Source organism: Macrococcus epidermidis (assembly GCF_003259695.1).
Lineage (GTDB): Bacteria > Bacillota > Bacilli > Staphylococcales > Staphylococcaceae > Macrococcoides > Macrococcoides epidermidis.
In genome coordinates, this window is the sequence record NZ_PZJH01000001.1 from 732,635 (window position 1) to 748,109 (window position 15,475).

General features: G+C 34.1%; 14 protein-coding genes. 12 read left to right on the top strand and 2 right to left on the bottom strand.

Going from position 1 to position 15,475, the window contains the following annotated elements; all coding sequences use genetic code 11:
- Positions 1-44: 44 nt before the first annotated feature.
- The 6 genes from BHU61_RS03805 to hfq all read left to right on the top strand — a co-directional run bounded on the left by BHU61_RS03805 (position 45) and on the right by hfq (position 6,252).
- Positions 45-860, top strand: a complete 816-nt coding sequence (locus tag BHU61_RS03805) for an MIP/aquaporin family protein (RefSeq protein ID WP_111714742.1) — start codon at positions 45-47, stop codon at positions 858-860.
- Positions 861-922: 62 nt separating this feature from the next.
- Positions 923-2,416: a glycerol kinase GlpK gene (gene glpK, locus BHU61_RS03810; protein WP_111714743.1), complete on the top strand. Its 1,494-nt coding sequence runs from the start codon at positions 923-925 to the stop codon at positions 2,414-2,416.
- Positions 2,417-2,436: 20 nt separating this feature from the next.
- On the top strand, positions 2,437-4,110 hold the full coding sequence (locus BHU61_RS03815; protein WP_111714745.1) for a glycerol-3-phosphate dehydrogenase/oxidase: 1,674 nt from the start codon (positions 2,437-2,439) through the stop codon (positions 4,108-4,110).
- Between the two features lie 130 nt (positions 4,111-4,240).
- The gene (locus tag BHU61_RS03820; RefSeq protein ID WP_111714747.1) at positions 4,241-5,140 is read left to right on the top strand and encodes an alpha/beta fold hydrolase; all 900 of its coding nucleotides are present in this window, start codon (positions 4,241-4,243) and stop codon (positions 5,138-5,140) included.
- The gene (gene miaA, locus BHU61_RS03825; RefSeq protein ID WP_111714752.1) at positions 5,133-6,071 is read left to right on the top strand and encodes a tRNA (adenosine(37)-N6)-dimethylallyltransferase MiaA; all 939 of its coding nucleotides are present in this window, start codon (positions 5,133-5,135) and stop codon (positions 6,069-6,071) included. Before BHU61_RS03820 ends, miaA begins: the two co-directional genes overlap by 8 nt.
- Positions 6,055-6,252 carry an RNA chaperone Hfq gene (gene hfq, locus BHU61_RS03830; RefSeq protein WP_111714754.1) on the top strand — a complete coding sequence of 66 codons (198 nt, stop codon included), beginning with the start codon at positions 6,055-6,057 and terminating at the stop codon, positions 6,250-6,252. Before miaA ends, hfq begins: the two co-directional genes overlap by 17 nt.
- A 100-nt stretch (positions 6,253-6,352) precedes the next feature.
- On the opposite strand, the gene BHU61_RS03835 is transcribed toward hfq, so the two are convergent.
- Complete coding sequence (locus BHU61_RS03835) at positions 6,353-6,826, bottom strand: glutathione peroxidase (RefSeq protein ID WP_111714755.1); 474 nt, start codon at positions 6,824-6,826, stop codon at positions 6,353-6,355.
- Between the two features lie 66 nt (positions 6,827-6,892).
- On the opposite strand from BHU61_RS03835, the gene hflX reads away from it, so the two are divergent.
- The 5 genes from hflX to BHU61_RS03860 all read left to right on the top strand — a co-directional run bounded on the left by hflX (position 6,893) and on the right by BHU61_RS03860 (position 12,734).
- Complete coding sequence (hflX, locus tag BHU61_RS03840) at positions 6,893-8,203, top strand: GTPase HflX (RefSeq protein WP_111714757.1); 1,311 nt, start codon at positions 6,893-6,895, stop codon at positions 8,201-8,203.
- Entirely contained in the window at positions 8,190-9,449 is a 1,260-nt protein-coding gene (locus BHU61_RS03845) for a methionine gamma-lyase family protein (RefSeq protein WP_111714758.1), read from the top strand. The genes hflX and BHU61_RS03845 overlap by 14 nt, the downstream gene beginning before the upstream one ends.
- A 115-nt stretch (positions 9,450-9,564) precedes the next feature.
- Positions 9,565-9,900, top strand: a complete 336-nt coding sequence (locus tag BHU61_RS03850; protein ID WP_111715520.1) for a MerR family transcriptional regulator — start codon at positions 9,565-9,567, stop codon at positions 9,898-9,900.
- A 17-nt stretch (positions 9,901-9,917) separates the two neighbouring features.
- Positions 9,918-11,255: a type I glutamate--ammonia ligase gene (gene glnA / locus BHU61_RS03855; protein ID WP_111714760.1), complete on the top strand. Its 1,338-nt coding sequence runs from the start codon at positions 9,918-9,920 to the stop codon at positions 11,253-11,255.
- A gap of 444 nt (positions 11,256-11,699) precedes the next feature.
- Entirely contained in the window at positions 11,700-12,734 is a 1,035-nt protein-coding gene (locus BHU61_RS03860; RefSeq protein ID WP_111714761.1) for a DUF2332 family protein, read from the top strand.
- Positions 12,735-12,772: 38 nt separating this feature from the next.
- On the opposite strand, the gene BHU61_RS03865 is transcribed toward BHU61_RS03860, so the two are convergent.
- A complete protein-coding gene (locus BHU61_RS03865) occupies positions 12,773-14,119 on the bottom strand; it encodes an aspartate kinase (RefSeq protein ID WP_111714763.1) in 1,347 nt (448 codons plus the stop codon).
- A gap of 119 nt (positions 14,120-14,238) precedes the next feature.
- On the opposite strand from BHU61_RS03865, the gene BHU61_RS03870 reads away from it, so the two are divergent.
- Positions 14,239-15,474, top strand: a complete 1,236-nt coding sequence (locus tag BHU61_RS03870; protein ID WP_111714765.1) for a homoserine dehydrogenase — start codon at positions 14,239-14,241, stop codon at positions 15,472-15,474.
- The last annotated feature ends 1 nt before the right edge of the window (position 15,475 follow it).

Genomic DNA, 15,475 nt, shown 5'->3' on the forward strand with positions numbered 1-15,475 from the left:
GTCTTTTTGTCTTTTTTAACTTAATATCATATAGGGGTGAATTTATGAATGAGTATGTAGCGGAATTTGTAGGAACGGCAATCTTAATATTATTTGGTGCAGGTGTGTGTGCAAATGTGAATTTAAAGGGGAGCTTTGCACGTGGTGCTGACTGGATAGTAATTGCTGTTGGATGGGGACTTGCAGTAACATTAGGTGTATATGCAGTTGGTGCCTTTTCAGGTGCACATTTAAATCCAGCTGTTTCAATTGGTTTAGCAGTGAATGGTGATTTTGAATGGGCAAAAGTACCGGGCTATATTTTTGCACAAATTTTAGGTGCGATGGTGGGTGCTGCAATTGTATGGCTGCATTTCCTGCCACTGTTCAAAGCAGAAGAAGATGCAGGAGCAAAGCTTGGTGTCTTTGCAACAGGTCCGGCCTTTCCAAACTATTTCTCAAACTTTTTATCTGAGATTATCGGCACTGTGATTTTAATGATGGGATTATTGTTTTTGGGAGGCGATTTTACCAATGGTTTGAAACCAGTAATTGTAGGACTATTAATCATTGCCATCGGAATTAGTCTTGGTGGTGTAACTGGATATGCGATTAATCCTGCACGTGATTTTGGACCAAGACTTGCACATTTCCTTTTACCGATTCCGGGTAAAGGTAGTTCTAATTTCGCATACGCTATCGTACCCATATTAGGACCAATAGCAGGAGGGATGTTTGGTGCAACGCTTTATCGTCTATTATTTAAAGGTCAGTTTGCAACAATCGATTTCATTTCAGTCATCGTAATGATTGGCGTATTAGTATTAGGTGTTGTATTAAATAAAGCAATATTAAAAGAGAAAACTTCACCGATTATTTAATGTACCGAGCTGAATTGCGATGATTTGTTCAATAAAGAATATAGAATAAAGGGGATAGAAATATGGATAAATTTATTTTAAGTATTGATCAGGGTACGACAAGTACGCGTGCAATGTTAGTTAATCATGAAGGTGATATTAAAGGCGTATCACAAAGGGAATTCAAACAGCATTTCCCACATAGTGGTTGGGTAGAACATGATGCCAATGAAATTTGGTCTTCAGTACTTTCCTGTATTTCAAGTGTATTAATAGAAAATGATGTTAAAGCTGAGCAAATTGAGGGAATTGGTATAACAAATCAACGTGAAACGGCTGTTGTGTGGGATAAGCATTCGGGCAGACCGATTTATCATGCAATTGTCTGGCAGTCACGTCAAACTCAGGAAATTTGTAATGAGTTAAAAAATAGGGACTTAGAGCAAACGTTTAAAGATAAAACAGGATTGTTGTTAGACCCGTATTTTTCAGGTACTAAAGTAAAATGGATCTTAGATAATGTTGAAGGTGCCAGAGATAAAGCTGATGCCGGAGATTTACTGTTTGGTACGATTGATACATGGATTGTCTGGAAATTGACACGTGGTAATGCGCACGTAACAGATTACTCAAATGCTAGTCGAACGTTAATGTATAATATTTATGATTTAAAATGGGATGATGATTTACTTGAATATTTAACTGTACCACAGTCAATGTTACCTGAAGTTAAACCTTCAAGTGAAGTATACGGTCATACAGATGCAACGCATTTCTTTGGATTACAGATTCCTATTGCCGGTATTGCAGGCGATCAACAGGCTGCGCTATTTGGTCAAGCATGCTTCAATGCTGGTGAAGCGAAAAATACATACGGCACAGGTTGCTTTATGTTAATGAACACAGGTGAGAAAGCTGTGAAATCAGAAAGTGGTTTACTGACGACTTTAGCATATGGTATCGACGGTAAAGTTAATTATGCATTAGAAGGCTCAATTTTTGTTGCCGGTAGTGCCATTCAATGGTTACGAGATGGTATGCGTATGATTAAAGATGCTCCGCAATCTGAAAGTTATGCAGCAAGTATTGAATCAACAGATGGTGTATATGTAGTGCCTGCATTTGTAGGTTTAGGTACACCATATTGGGATTCAGAAGCACGTGGGGCAGTATTTGGCATTACACGTGGTACTGAAAAAGAACATTTTATTCGAGCAACGCTAGAAAGCTTAGCTTATCAAACGCGTGATGTTATTGATGCGATGGAAAAAGATTCCGATATTGTACTTAAAAAATTACGTGTTGATGGGGGAGCAGTGAAGAATGATTTTCTAATGCAATTCCAATCAGATATTCTCGATGTACCAGTTGAAAGACCTGAAAACAATGAAACAACAGCTTTAGGTGCTGCTTATTTAGCAGGTATTGCTGTAGGTTACTGGAAATCTAAAGATGAAATTAAAGAAAACTTTAAATTGGATCAGCAATTTGATCCAAAGATGGACGAAGAAAAAAGAAATGATTTATATAAAGGATGGCAGACAGCGGTTAAAGCTACACAAGTATTTAAAAAATAAGTTTTTATGGAGGAATAATAATGCAACTTTCAAGTCTGAATAGAAATCAAACATTGAACAAAATGAAGGAAGAATATTATGATATCGTAGTGGTTGGTGGTGGTATCACCGGTGCAGGTATCGCATTTGATGCAGCACAGCGCGGTATGAAAGTCGCACTCGTTGAAATGCAAGACTTTGCAAGCGGAACTTCTTCACGTTCAACAAAGCTTGTTCATGGTGGATTACGTTACTTAAAACAGCTGCAAATTGGCGTTGTAAGTGAGACTGGGAAAGAAAGAGCGATTGTTTATGAAAATGGACCTCATGTAACAACACCTGAATGGATGCTCTTACCGATGCATAAAGGGGGTACATTTGGCCCGACAACAACATCTCTTGCATTAAAAGTTTATGATTACCTGGCAGGTGTAAAAAAATCTGAACGCAGAACGATGTTATCAGCTAAAGAAACATTAGCAAAAGAGCCCCTAGTGAAAGAAAATGGCCTTAAGGGTGGGGGCTATTATGTTGAATACAAAACAGATGATGCGCGTATGACGATTGAAGTGATGAAACGTGCGGCAGAATTTGGTGCAGATATATTAAACTATACGAAAGCAACAGGCTTTACTTATAATAAGAAAAAGAAAGTAAATGGTATTGAAGCTATAGATACTATCTCTAATACAAAGTTTAAAATTAAAGGTCGTAAAGTTGTTAATGCATCTGGACCATGGGTTGATGAAGTGCGTGGAAAAGATTATTCGAAAAATAATAAGCAACTCCGTCTGACTAAAGGGATTCATCTTGTCTTTGATGAAAGTGTTTTTCCTTTAAAACAGGCAGTATACTTTGATACTGAAAGCGATAAACGTATGATCTTTGCGATTCCTCGTGATGGCAAAACGTATGTCGGAACTACAGATACATTCTACAATAATGATAAAACAAGTCCGAAAGTAACACAGGAAGATCGAGATTATATCATTGATGCAATCAACTATATGTTCCCGACTGTAAAAGTTACAGACGAGGATATTGAATCAACTTGGGCAGGTATTCGTCCTCTAATCTTAGAAAAAGGGAAAGATCCATCTGAAATTTCACGTAAGGATGAAATTTGGGAAGGTAAATCTGGCCTTCTGACGATTGCCGGTGGTAAATTAACAGGGTATCGCCATATGGCTCAGGATATTGTTGATCTTGTTGCAAAACGTTTAAAAGAAGAATATAAGATTAACTTTAAAGAAAGCAACACTAAGCATACAACAATTTCTGGCGGAGATGTAGGAGGCAGTGCTAATTTCGAGCACTTTATTGAAAAGTCACTGAAACCTGAACTCTACAGTTATCTTCCGGAAGAGGAACAAAGATTTTTGATTAAAAAGTATGGTTCAAATGTAGAGAAATTATTTAACATTGCACATACCAAACATACTGCTGAAGTGAACGGATTGCCATTAGTTTATTACGCACAACTTGTGTATTCAATACAGGAAGAAATGGTCGTTAAACCAACTGACTTCTTGACACGTAGAACAGGTGACCTCTATTTTGATATTCATAAAGTTGAACAGCGTAAGGAAGCGGTTATAGATACGATGGCTAATTTGCTCAATTATGACAACGGACAACGAGAAGATTACACACGTGAGCTTGAACAAAAGATTCATGAAGCAAAATCTCCTTCAGTTCAAGTTTCTGTAGAATAAATAAAGACGAATAACAATTGTGAATAAAACCATCCAAATAATTTTATTTGGATGGTTTTACTATATTTAATTTGAGGATAAGATTATGACGAAAATAAATACTTTCGTTATAATATAGAAGAGGTGAAGAATGATGGAAATTACGAATAAGTTTATTACGTTAAAGGATAACACACGTATTGCATTTAAATTATATAGACAAGAAAAAAGTAAGGGTGTCATTCAGATGCTTCATGGCATGGCTGAGCACATGGATCGTTATGATGCAGTTTGTCAATATTTTTGTAGTATGGGTTACGATGTTTTGATTCATGATCACAGAGGACATGGAAAGCATATCAGTCCTTCTGAAAAAGGTCATTTTCCATCAATCGATACATTAATTGAAGATGCATATGAAATATTTGAAACATTTGATTTTAAAGGAGAATTTATTTTGTTCGGACATTCTATGGGAAGTATCGTCGCTAGAAAATATGTTATTAATTATCCGGGTTTATTCGATAGACTTATATTGTCAGGTACTAGTTTCTATAATAAGAAATTTGAGGCAGCTGCGCTATTGCTTAAACTATTATTAAAGTTGCATCCCGCTAATAAAAAGCTAGATTTCGTCAATAAATTGACTCTGAACGATTTTAATCGTAAGTTCAGACCATTACGAACAGAGAGTGACTGGATCAGTTTGAATGAGGATAATGTCAATGCTTTTGTCTCAGATCCTGATGCAGGATTTAATATGTCGATAGGTGCTTTAAATTCAATTAATGAATCATTAAAGTTTACAAGTAGTAAGAAGAATGTTAAACGCATGAATAAAAATCTTAAGATTCTTCTGGTAGCTGGCCACGATGACCCTTTCTCAAATTTCGGAAAAGGTGTAGATAAAACAGGGAAGTTATTTCATAAGTGTGGCATTCATCATGTATATGTTCAGCTCTATGAAAATGCAAGACATGAAGTATTGTTTGAAAAAAATCAACAAGAAGTATTAAATAATATTGGAAAGTGGTTAAACCGAAATGAATAAGATACCTTTAATCGTAATTGTAGGGCCAACTGCAGTTGGCAAAACAGCATTAAGTATAGAAATTGCGAAACGCGTTGACGGTGAAATCATTAGCGGTGATGCCATACAAGTTTATCGGGGCATGGATATCGGCAGTGCTAAGATTACCGAAGAAGAAATGGATGGCATTCCACATCATTTAATTGATATTTTAGAGCCTGATGAACCATATTCAGCAGCACAGTTTAAAATACATGCGGAAGCAATAATTGAAGATATCTATGTACGCGGAAAAACACCTATGGTTGTTGGAGGTACTGGACTATATATTCAGAGTTTATTGTATCAATATGAATTTGTTGAAGAAGATCAGCTTGTAAAGATGCAATTGCAGGAAAAATATAATCCAATGAATCTAGACGAACTCTATCAAATACTGACGGAAATAGATGCTGAAGCGGCATCTGTTATTCATCCAAATAATAAACAGCGTATAATTAGAGCGATTATTTATTTTGAAATGCATAAAAAATCAATTACATCGCAAAAAAAAAGTCAGACAATCAACGAAAAATATGATACAGTTATTATAGGACTTAATATGCCGCGTCCTACATTATATAATCGAATCAACCATCGTGTATTACTTATGATTGACCAGGGATTGGTACAAGAAGTGAGTAACTTAATAGACAGTGGCTATAGAGATAAACAAAGCATGACTGCAATAGGGTATAAAGAGATAATTCCTTATATAGATGGAGAAGTTTCATTGAATCAAGCGGTAGAAAGTTTGCAGCAAAATTCTAGGAATTTCGCAAAGCGTCAGTTGACATGGTTTAACAATCAAATGTCGATTGAATGGTTTGACAGTAGTGATTTATCCATTCAGGAAATGGGTGATCAAATAATGACAAATATAGAGGGGAATTATTATGACAAATTCAGGTAATCTGCAGGATGCATTTTTAGACAAGTACAAGACAAGCGGAACAGAACTGACTGTTTTCTTAACAAATGGCTTTCAAATGAAAGGTACAGTATTAGACTTTGACAAGTATGTAATTTTACTTAATGTTGGAGAAAAAGAAAACCTTATTTATAAACATGCAATTAGTACTTTTGTAGAATAATGTGATGCAAACAAAATAATAGAACAAATCCAGAGATGGATTTGTTCTTTTTTTGTTTATTATTAAGTATTATTTATTATTCCATTAAATAAGTGATATCTTAAAGCAAATTTTCGATATCTTCAGTTAATGATTCAGGCGTCTTTGTTGGTGCGTATCGGTTTACAACATTTCCATTTTTATCTACAAGAAATTTCGTGAAATTCCATTTGATACCATCACCAAGTAATCCTTTTGTTTCCTGTTTTAAATATTTAAATAATGGATGTGCATTGTCACCATTGACCTCAATCTTATCATGCATTGGGAAGGTTACGCCGAAATTTAAACGGCAGTTTTGTTCTGCTTCAGCACCATCACCAGGTTCCTGGTTTCCAAATTGATTGCATGGAAAACCTAATACGATAAAATCTTGATCTTTATATTGTTGATAAATTTTCTCCAAACCATCGAACTGTTTAGTAAAACCACATTCACTGGCAGTATTAACAATTAACATCGCTTTACCTTTGTATTGTGATAATGGGTATGTTTCATGTTTGGTGTTTGTAACATTAATATCATAAATTGACATGTTGTTTCTTCCTTTCTACTTGTTTATTTTATTGTTTTACCGCAAACTATTGTAAGAGGTGATATTTTGAACGATACATATATAAATATTGAACGTGCTCTTATTATAGCAGTTCACTTAAAAAAAGAATCAGATTTTGACTTTCAGGCGAGTGTTTCAGAAATAAAATCATTATGTGAAACAGCTGGGCTTGAAGTAGTCAATACTGTAATACAAAATAAAGATCGTCCTGATCATTCATTTTACCTCGGTAAAGGAAAGATTGAGGAGATTATCGAATTAAAAGAACGCGTTGATCTGGAATTTGATGTCGTTGTCGTAAATGATGAATTAACGAATTCACAATCAAAGCGTTTAAATGAAATGCTGGATTGTAAAATTATTGATAGGACGCAAGTCATACTAGATATATTTGCACAACGCGCAAAAAGCAGAGAAGGTAAGCTACAAGTAGAACTTGCTCAGCTGGAATATTTATTACCACGTTTAAGTGGTCATGGTCAATCGTTATCCCGACTTGGTGGTGGTATTGGAACACGTGGACCAGGTGAAACAAAGCTTGAAATGAATAGACGACATATTCGTAATAAAATTCACGATATCAAAACGCAGCTTGAAGTAATAAAGGAACATCGTAAAAGATATCGAGAAAATAGACAGAAAAAACAAATGTTCCAGGTGGCGCTCGTTGGTTATACAAACGCAGGAAAATCAACATGGTTTAACAAGTTGACCGAAAGTAATACATTTATGGAAGATAAACTATTTGCAACACTTGATCCAAAAAGTAAAATTATGAAGGTAAATGATGGCTTTAATATTTTATTAAGTGATACCGTGGGATTTATTCAGCAGTTACCGACGCATCTTGTTGAAGCATTTAGTTCGACGCTTGAGGAAGCAAAGTATGCAGATGTGATTGTCCATGTGGTCGATCGTAGTCATCCTGATTATATGAATCATATTAAAACGGTCGAAAATATTCTTGCAGAACTTGATATGAAAAATATCCCGATGCTCACTTTATATAATAAAAAAGATTTACTTGAAATGTCTGTTGATACAACTGGTCCACATCAACTCGTTGTGTCGGTTAACGACCCTGAAGATGTATCACGCTTTAAAGCAGCATTGGTCAATTTAATAAAAACAGAAATGCAGTCATATCATATTAAGATGCTGGATTATGATGGACAAACTATTTCTACACTAAAAGAAACGACGCTCGTAGAAAATTTAGAATTTAATGAAATGAGTCAGTTATATGAAATTAAAGGATATGAAAATCCTGAAAATGGTGTAACTGAACAATTGATGAATCACAAAGCAGTTGAAACAATATTTACAGAAACAGAGGGTAAAAATGAAGATAACTAAAAATGATGCTTTACAGCATTTAATCGAACAAACAGATATAAAAATAGCTGAACAATTGAAACGAATTGAACAAAGCGCACTGTTTAATCAGAAAAAAGTACTGGACGCTTTCAGTGCCTTGAAAATATCTGAGGGAGATTTAGTAGGATCAAACGGATATGGGTATGACGATATGGGACGAGACAATCTTGAAGCAGTGTACAGTCATGTATTTAAAGCTGAAGACACGATTGTTAGGCCTCAAGTAATCTCTGGGACGCATGCCATCACACTTGCACTTCAAGCGAACTTAATGCATGGAGATGAACTGATCTATATTACCGGGAAACCTTATGATACGTTACTTGAAGTGATCGGTGTTGAAGGGAACGGTATAGGTTCTTTGATTGAACAGGGTGTAAAATATCAACATATTGAATTGAAAGAAAATCAGATAGATATTCCTTCAGTATTAGATGCGATGAGTGTAAATACGAAGTTGATTGCAATACAACGTTCAAAAGGTTACAGTTCAAGACCGTCGCTTACCATCGCACAAATTGAATCTGCCATTCAAGCGATTAAAGCGCAATATCCAAATGTAATTATATTTGTCGATAATTGTTATGGTGAATTTGTTGAAGATAGGGAGCCTATAGAAGTTGGTGCAGATTTAATAGCAGGCAGTTTAATCAAAAATCCTGGTGGTGGTATATGTAAAATAGGGGGTTATATATCCGGTCGAAAAGATTTAATAGAACGTATTGGTTATCGTTTAACAGCGCCGGGCATCGGAAAAGAAGCTGGTGCATCATTATACAGTCTGCTAGAAATGTATCAAGGTTTCTTCTTAAGTCCGCACGTAGTCAGTCAGGCATTAAAAGGTGCGGTGTTTACAAGTGCAATACTATCACAATTAGGTATGGAAACTACACCACGATTTGATGATTATCGTACTGACTTGATACAATCGGTTACATTTAATGATAAAGAAAAGATGATATTATTCTGTCAGGCGATACAAAGTGCTTCACCGATTAATTCTCAATTCTTACCGTTGCCAGCATATATGCCGGGATACACAGATGACGTAATTATGGCAGCAGGAACATTTATTCAAGGTGCATCCATTGAATTAACGGCAGATGGGCCTGTTCGTGCCCCTTATGAAGCTTATATTCAAGGTGGATTAACATATGAACATGTGAAACTGGCCATCATTAAAGCGATTGAAAATTTAGTTGAAAAGCAAGTTATTAAATTATAAAATTATCCATGTAAGGTTTCCTTACATGGATTTGTTTTTTAAAAAAAAGTATGTTAATTTATAAATAGTTCTTAGTGGAGGTGCAAAATTGGCAAGTGATAAAGTAAGAAGAAACATGCCGGTATTTCCTATAGGTGTAGTAATGAAATTAACAGAGCTAACGGCGAGACAAATTCGTTACTATGAAGAACAACAATTAATAAAACCAGAACGCACTGAAGGCAATCAACGCTTATTCTCAATGAATGACCTTGATACATTACTAGATATTAAATTATTACTTGAAAAAGGATTTAATATGAAACGTATCAAAACATTATTATATGAGAAAGAAAGTGCAATTAAGACATCATTTGAAGTGAAAGAGTCTTTATATTATGATGTGAGTGAACTAAACAGTAAGACAGATATACCTATTAACCGTGGAGATTTATCAAGATTTTTCAAATAAATTTATTGGAGGCTATTATGGCTAAATACACTAAGGAAGATATTAAAAGATTTGCTGAGGAACAAAACGTACGTTATTTAAGATTACAATTTACTGATATTTTAGGCGCAATTAAAAACGTTGAGATTCCAATCAGTCAGTTAGACAAAGCATTAGATAATGAAATGATGTTTGATGGTTCATCAATTGAAGGATTCGTACGTATTGAAGAATCTGATATGAAATTATATCCTGACTTAGATACTTGGGTTATTTTCCCTTGGACATCTGATAAAGGTAAGGTGGCACGTTTAATTTGTGATATTTATAAACCAGACGGTACACCATTTGCTGGTGACCCACGCTCTAACTTAAAACGTGTATTAAAAGAAATGCAAGATTTAGGATTTTCAGATTTCAACTTAGGGCCTGAGCCGGAATTCTTCCTTTTCAAATTAGATGAAAAAGGCGAACCAACTTTAGAATTAAATGACCAAGGTGGTTATTTTGACTTAGCACCAACAGATTTAGGAGAAAACTGCCGTCGTGATATCGTACTTGAATTAGAAGATATGGGCTTTGATATCGAAGCATCTCACCATGAAGTTGCACCTGGTCAACATGAAATCGACTTTAAATATGCAGATGCGATTACAGCATGCGATAATATCCAAACATTCAAATTAGTAGTTAAGACAATTGCTCGTAAACATAATTTACATGCGACATTTATGCCGAAACCATTATTCGGTTTAAGTGGATCAGGAATGCACTTTAACGTGTCATTATTCAAAGGACCAAAAGAAAATGCGTTCTTTGATGAAAGTGGTGATATGCAGTTATCTGATGATGCACGTCACTTCATCGCTGGTATTATGAAACACGCAAGAGGATTTACTGCGGTATGTAACCCATTAGTTAACTCATACAAACGTTTAGTACCTGGATATGAAGCACCAGTTTACGTTGCATGGAGTGGCCAAAACCGTTCTCCATTAATTCGTATTCCATCATCTCGTGGTTTATCTACGCGTGTTGAAGTACGTTCAGTTGACCCGGCAGCAAACCCATACATGGCGTTAGCAGTAATTTTACAAGCTGGATTAGATGGTATTAAAAATAAATTAGAAGCACCAGCACCAGTGGATCAAAATATTTATGAAATGAACCGTGAAGAACGTGAAGCTGTAGGTATCGAAGATTTACCATCAACTTTATACACTGCAATTAAAGCAATGCGTGAAGATGGCTTAATGAAAGAAGCATTAGGTGAACATATTTACCGTCAATTCGTAAGATGTAAAGGTATCGAGTGGGATATGTACCGCCTACAAGTAAGTGAATGGGAAATTGAGCAGTACTTAAAGCATTATTAATATAGATTAAACCGCCAACAAAAGTTGGCGGTTTATTTTTTATTACTTTTTTTCAATTTTTACCTTCACAGCATTTTGTATATTTAATATTTCATCTTCATTTAAAGTGACATCCGTTTCTTTTTCGTCCTTTATATTTAATGGATAATAATTTTTAGAATTATACGCTCCTTTAAAGAATAATTATTGTTTACAATGTAAATATATAAAAAAGGTATGTTGTTTTACACTTAATGTGTCGTATTTACATAAAATTTACAATTAAATAGTATGATAATTATAAAAAAATAATAATATTATTAAAAATGATTAAAAAGGGTATATACATATTGAAACTATCCATAGATTAATATAGAATATGTTGAATGTGGCTAATTATTATTTATATTTATTATGAAAAATATAGAATTAATAGTTTATAAATAAATAAATGGAGGCAGCAAGATGCCAGAAAAAATTAAAAAGCAATTTATTGCATATTCAGAAGCTGTCAAAGAAGACAGCCCGCTGTATAGTTACATCACTAAGCAAATCGCAGAAGAAGAACAATTAATGATAAAGATTAAGCCTCATTTTTTTAATGCACATTTTATTTCTTTATACTTGTCTTCTGTGTTAAAACATCTATATATTTACGAGGATCAATTACGTGATTATTATCTAAACTTTACGAATGATCCAAGGAAACCTTCAAAAGAGATGATAAAAGCATTTCTTGCTTTTCAGGAATCACATTTCTCTGATTTATTAGGTGACATTGAACGATTTAACTTGAAGAAGAATATTGTTGAACGCTCTTCTGTGTTAGTTCCTGTCTTTCAGCATATTATTAAGTTAAGTGGACAGGAACAATTTAATGTTGTAGAACTTGGTTCAAAGGGTGGATTATTACTTAATTATGATTGGTATGGCTATACTTTCAATAAAAAAATAGAAATTGGTAATACGAAAGATTTTAATATTAAAGTTAAATTAAATGGCTATGACGAAGGGTTTGATATATCAAATCTTGCACATCCACATAAAAAAGTGGGTATCACAAAAAATAAGATTGATTTAACGCTGGATGATGAATATTTCTGGCTGATGAGTCTTTATTATCCGGAAGAGACGAAGCGACGTAAACATTTTATGAAAGCACGCAAAGTATTTCTGGAACATCCTGTTGAAATATTAGAAGGCGATGAGCTTACGCTTTTACCAGATGTACTTGCGACATTACCAGAAGATGAAGCTGTTATTTTATTTCATATTCATGTGACCAAAAATTGGTCAGATGATAAAAAGCAACAGTTAATGGAAATCATTAGTGATTTTTCACAAACGCATGAAATATATCATGTTCATCATCAAATTTTTAATAATGATATCTATCTGGATTCATTTGTTGAGGGTAAATTACAACGTCAAAAACTAGCACATTTTGATTTAAATACATTGACCATTGATTGGTTACATAATCAAAAAGTGATATTTTAAATTGAGCAATAAAAAACAGCGCGTTTTGCGCTGTTTTTTTATGCCGTAAAATATGCATCATATATGGCTTGTACTGCTTTTCTTTCATCTGTTTCATCTATCCCAAACATCATACTAATTTCTGAAGACCCCTGATTGATCATCTTCAAGTTAATATTATTCCGTCTGAATGCTTCTGTCGCTTTATTTGCTGTACCAACCTGAGTTTTCATACCTAGTCCAACAATCATGAGAATTGCTATATTCTCTTCTACAGAAATATCATCAACATTGAGTTGATTTTTTATTTCAGTGATCAGTGCATACAAATTATCGTTGAACTGATTTTTTCTAATGATTAAACTGATATCATCAATACCAGATGGCATATGTTCATAAGAAATATTATTGCTTTCAAGTATCGTTAATAACTTTCTTGTAAAACCTATTTCTCTATTCATTAAATACTTAGTCATATTAATACTAACAAAGCCAGAATCACAACTTACACCGACAACACCGCTTGAAGCTCTAGTTTTAGTAATCATCGTTCCAGGATGGTCTGGATCGTTTGTATTTTTAATATTGACGGGAATACCTTCTTTGTATAATGGCATTAATGCTTCATCATGAAAAACATTGAATCCGGCATATGAAAGTTCGCGCATTTCTGCATATGTTAAGTTGTGTATGGAAGCTGGATTTTCCACTATATTAGGGTTGGCGGCAAAAATTCCTGAGACATCCGTGAAGTTTTCATAAATTTCAGCATGAACACTTCTTGAAATAATTGCTCCTGTTATATCACTTCCGCCTCTGGAGAAAGTGACGCGATCTCCGTTTTCATTTACGCCAAAAAATCCTGGAATAATTATTTTTCCTTCGATATTTTGAATAACCTTATAAATTTTTTCATAGCTATCATCTAGTATAATCGCGTTACCTGGTTCGTCTGACACAATCATATTTAATGCTTTCGGAGATAGATAAGTTGTTTTTATACCATTTTGATTATTATATGCTGCAATGAGCTGTGCATTAAAATCTTCACCTGAACTTTTTAGTGCATCAAGTAATCGTAATGGCTGATTATTATATTTTTGTATAAAGTCCAGAAGTTGTGTCTTGAAAAGAGGGGTTAATGATGTCGTTAATCCTAATTCATCTTCTATACTTTCAAAACGGTGAAGAATATCATTTAATTTATTGTCATATTTTTCACTTAGCAGTACTTTATCGTATAATTGAATTAATAAGTCAGTTACTTTGACATCTTCAGCATATCGTTTCCCTGGTGCTGAAACAATTACAATTTTTCGTTGATCATTTTGATTTATTATATTTAGGATTTTCCTTATTTGCTGCGCATTTGCAACACTGCTGCCTCCAAATTTACATACGATCATTAACAACACTCTCTTCTTTTTGTATTTTAAGCTTTACTTTATTAATGACTTAGTTATACTATAAATATAAATCTTTTTCAAGAGTACATTTGTATTTATGAGAAAAACAGGAGGTTGCTATGAAACAATTAAAGATTGGCTTACTCGGACTAGGAACAGTAGGAACAGGTGTTGTTCGTATCATAGAAGAAAATAAAGAACAAATTAAAGAAAAGCTTAATACAGAATTACTTATCACCGCAATCGGTGTTCATAATATAAATAAAAAACGTGATATAGATGTAGAACAATATCACTTAACAACAGATTTAAAATCAATCGTGAATAGCGACATTGATATTCTTATTGAAGTGATGGGTGGAATAGATGACACTTATGTATTAATTAAAGCAGCATTACAGAATAAAATTCATGTGATTACCGCAAATAAAGATTTACTTGCAGAGCGATTAGAAGTATTAGAAAATGCATCCCGTAAATCTGGCGTTTCATTAAAATACGAAGCAGCAGTAGCTGGAGGTATTCCGATTATCAATGCGTTGAACTATGGCTTAAGTGCTAATGGTATTACACATTTTATGGGTATATTTAATGGTACAAGTAATTTTATTTTAAGTAAGATGAGCAATGAAGGTCAGTCTTATGAAGAAGCTTTGAAAATTGCTACTGAATTAGGATATGCCGAAGCAGATCCAACAGCAGATGTTGATGGTATCGATGCGCAAAGAAAAGTAGTGATTATGAGCTACTTAGCGTTTAATCAGTTCAACAAATTACAGGATTGTGCGGTTGAAGGTATTCGAGATGTGCGATTAAGTCATATAGAGCTGGCAAAACAGCTTGGATATCGCATAAAATTAATCGGTAACGGTTTATATGATGGAAAACAAGCTAAGTTATCTGTTGCACCAACTGCTATTCCACAAACGCACCAGTTAGCTCATGTTGAAAATGAATATAACGCAATCTATATTGATGGTAACGCTGTAGGCGATACGATGTATTATGGTAAAGGTGCTGGTAGTCTTGCCACTGGTAGTGCAGTAGTTAGTGATTTACTGCATATTATTGAAATGTTTGACACTGATAACCATAATTTACCGCTTCATCTTGAAGTAAATACTAAATCAGTACAATCTAATCACTCTCACAATATGCTGCTAATGATTGATTTATTTGCTGATAGTAAGGTCGATACATTGTTAAAGGATATCAAACATTCTCGATATATCGTTCAGGACGGCATTGTTGCACTTGAATGTAATGAATTAAATGCACAGGATTATGAGACGATTAAGGATTATTTAAATCAATTAAATGAAATATACAAAATATACAGAATCGAAGGTGTTTAGC

Excerpts from the sequence above, each read along its gene's own strand:
- glnA (WP_111714760.1), top strand. The coding sequence starts at position 9,918 with ATGGCTAAATACACTAAGGAAGATATTAAAAGATTTGCTGAGGAACAA.
- BHU61_RS03865 (WP_111714763.1), bottom strand. The coding sequence starts at position 14,119 with ATGATCGTATGTAAATTTGGAGGCAGCAGTGTTGCAAATGCGCAGCAA.
- BHU61_RS03805 (WP_111714742.1), top strand. The coding sequence starts at position 45 with ATGAATGAGTATGTAGCGGAATTTGTAGGAACGGCAATCTTAATATTA.
- BHU61_RS03815 (WP_111714745.1), top strand. The coding sequence starts at position 2,437 with ATGCAACTTTCAAGTCTGAATAGAAATCAAACATTGAACAAAATGAAG.
- BHU61_RS03860 (WP_111714761.1), top strand. The coding sequence starts at position 11,700 with ATGCCAGAAAAAATTAAAAAGCAATTTATTGCATATTCAGAAGCTGTC.
- BHU61_RS03820 (WP_111714747.1), top strand. The coding sequence starts at position 4,241 with ATGATGGAAATTACGAATAAGTTTATTACGTTAAAGGATAACACACGT.
- BHU61_RS03835 (WP_111714755.1), bottom strand. The coding sequence starts at position 6,826 with ATGTCAATTTATGATATTAATGTTACAAACACCAAACATGAAACATAC.
- glpK (WP_111714743.1), top strand. The coding sequence starts at position 923 with ATGGATAAATTTATTTTAAGTATTGATCAGGGTACGACAAGTACGCGT.
- BHU61_RS03845 (WP_111714758.1), top strand. The coding sequence starts at position 8,190 with ATGAAGATAACTAAAAATGATGCTTTACAGCATTTAATCGAACAAACA.
- miaA (WP_111714752.1), top strand. The coding sequence starts at position 5,133 with ATGAATAAGATACCTTTAATCGTAATTGTAGGGCCAACTGCAGTTGGC.
- BHU61_RS03870 (WP_111714765.1), top strand. The coding sequence starts at position 14,239 with ATGAAACAATTAAAGATTGGCTTACTCGGACTAGGAACAGTAGGAACA.
- BHU61_RS03850 (WP_111715520.1), top strand. The coding sequence starts at position 9,565 with ATGCCGGTATTTCCTATAGGTGTAGTAATGAAATTAACAGAGCTAACG.
- hfq (WP_111714754.1), top strand. The coding sequence starts at position 6,055 with ATGACAAATTCAGGTAATCTGCAGGATGCATTTTTAGACAAGTACAAG.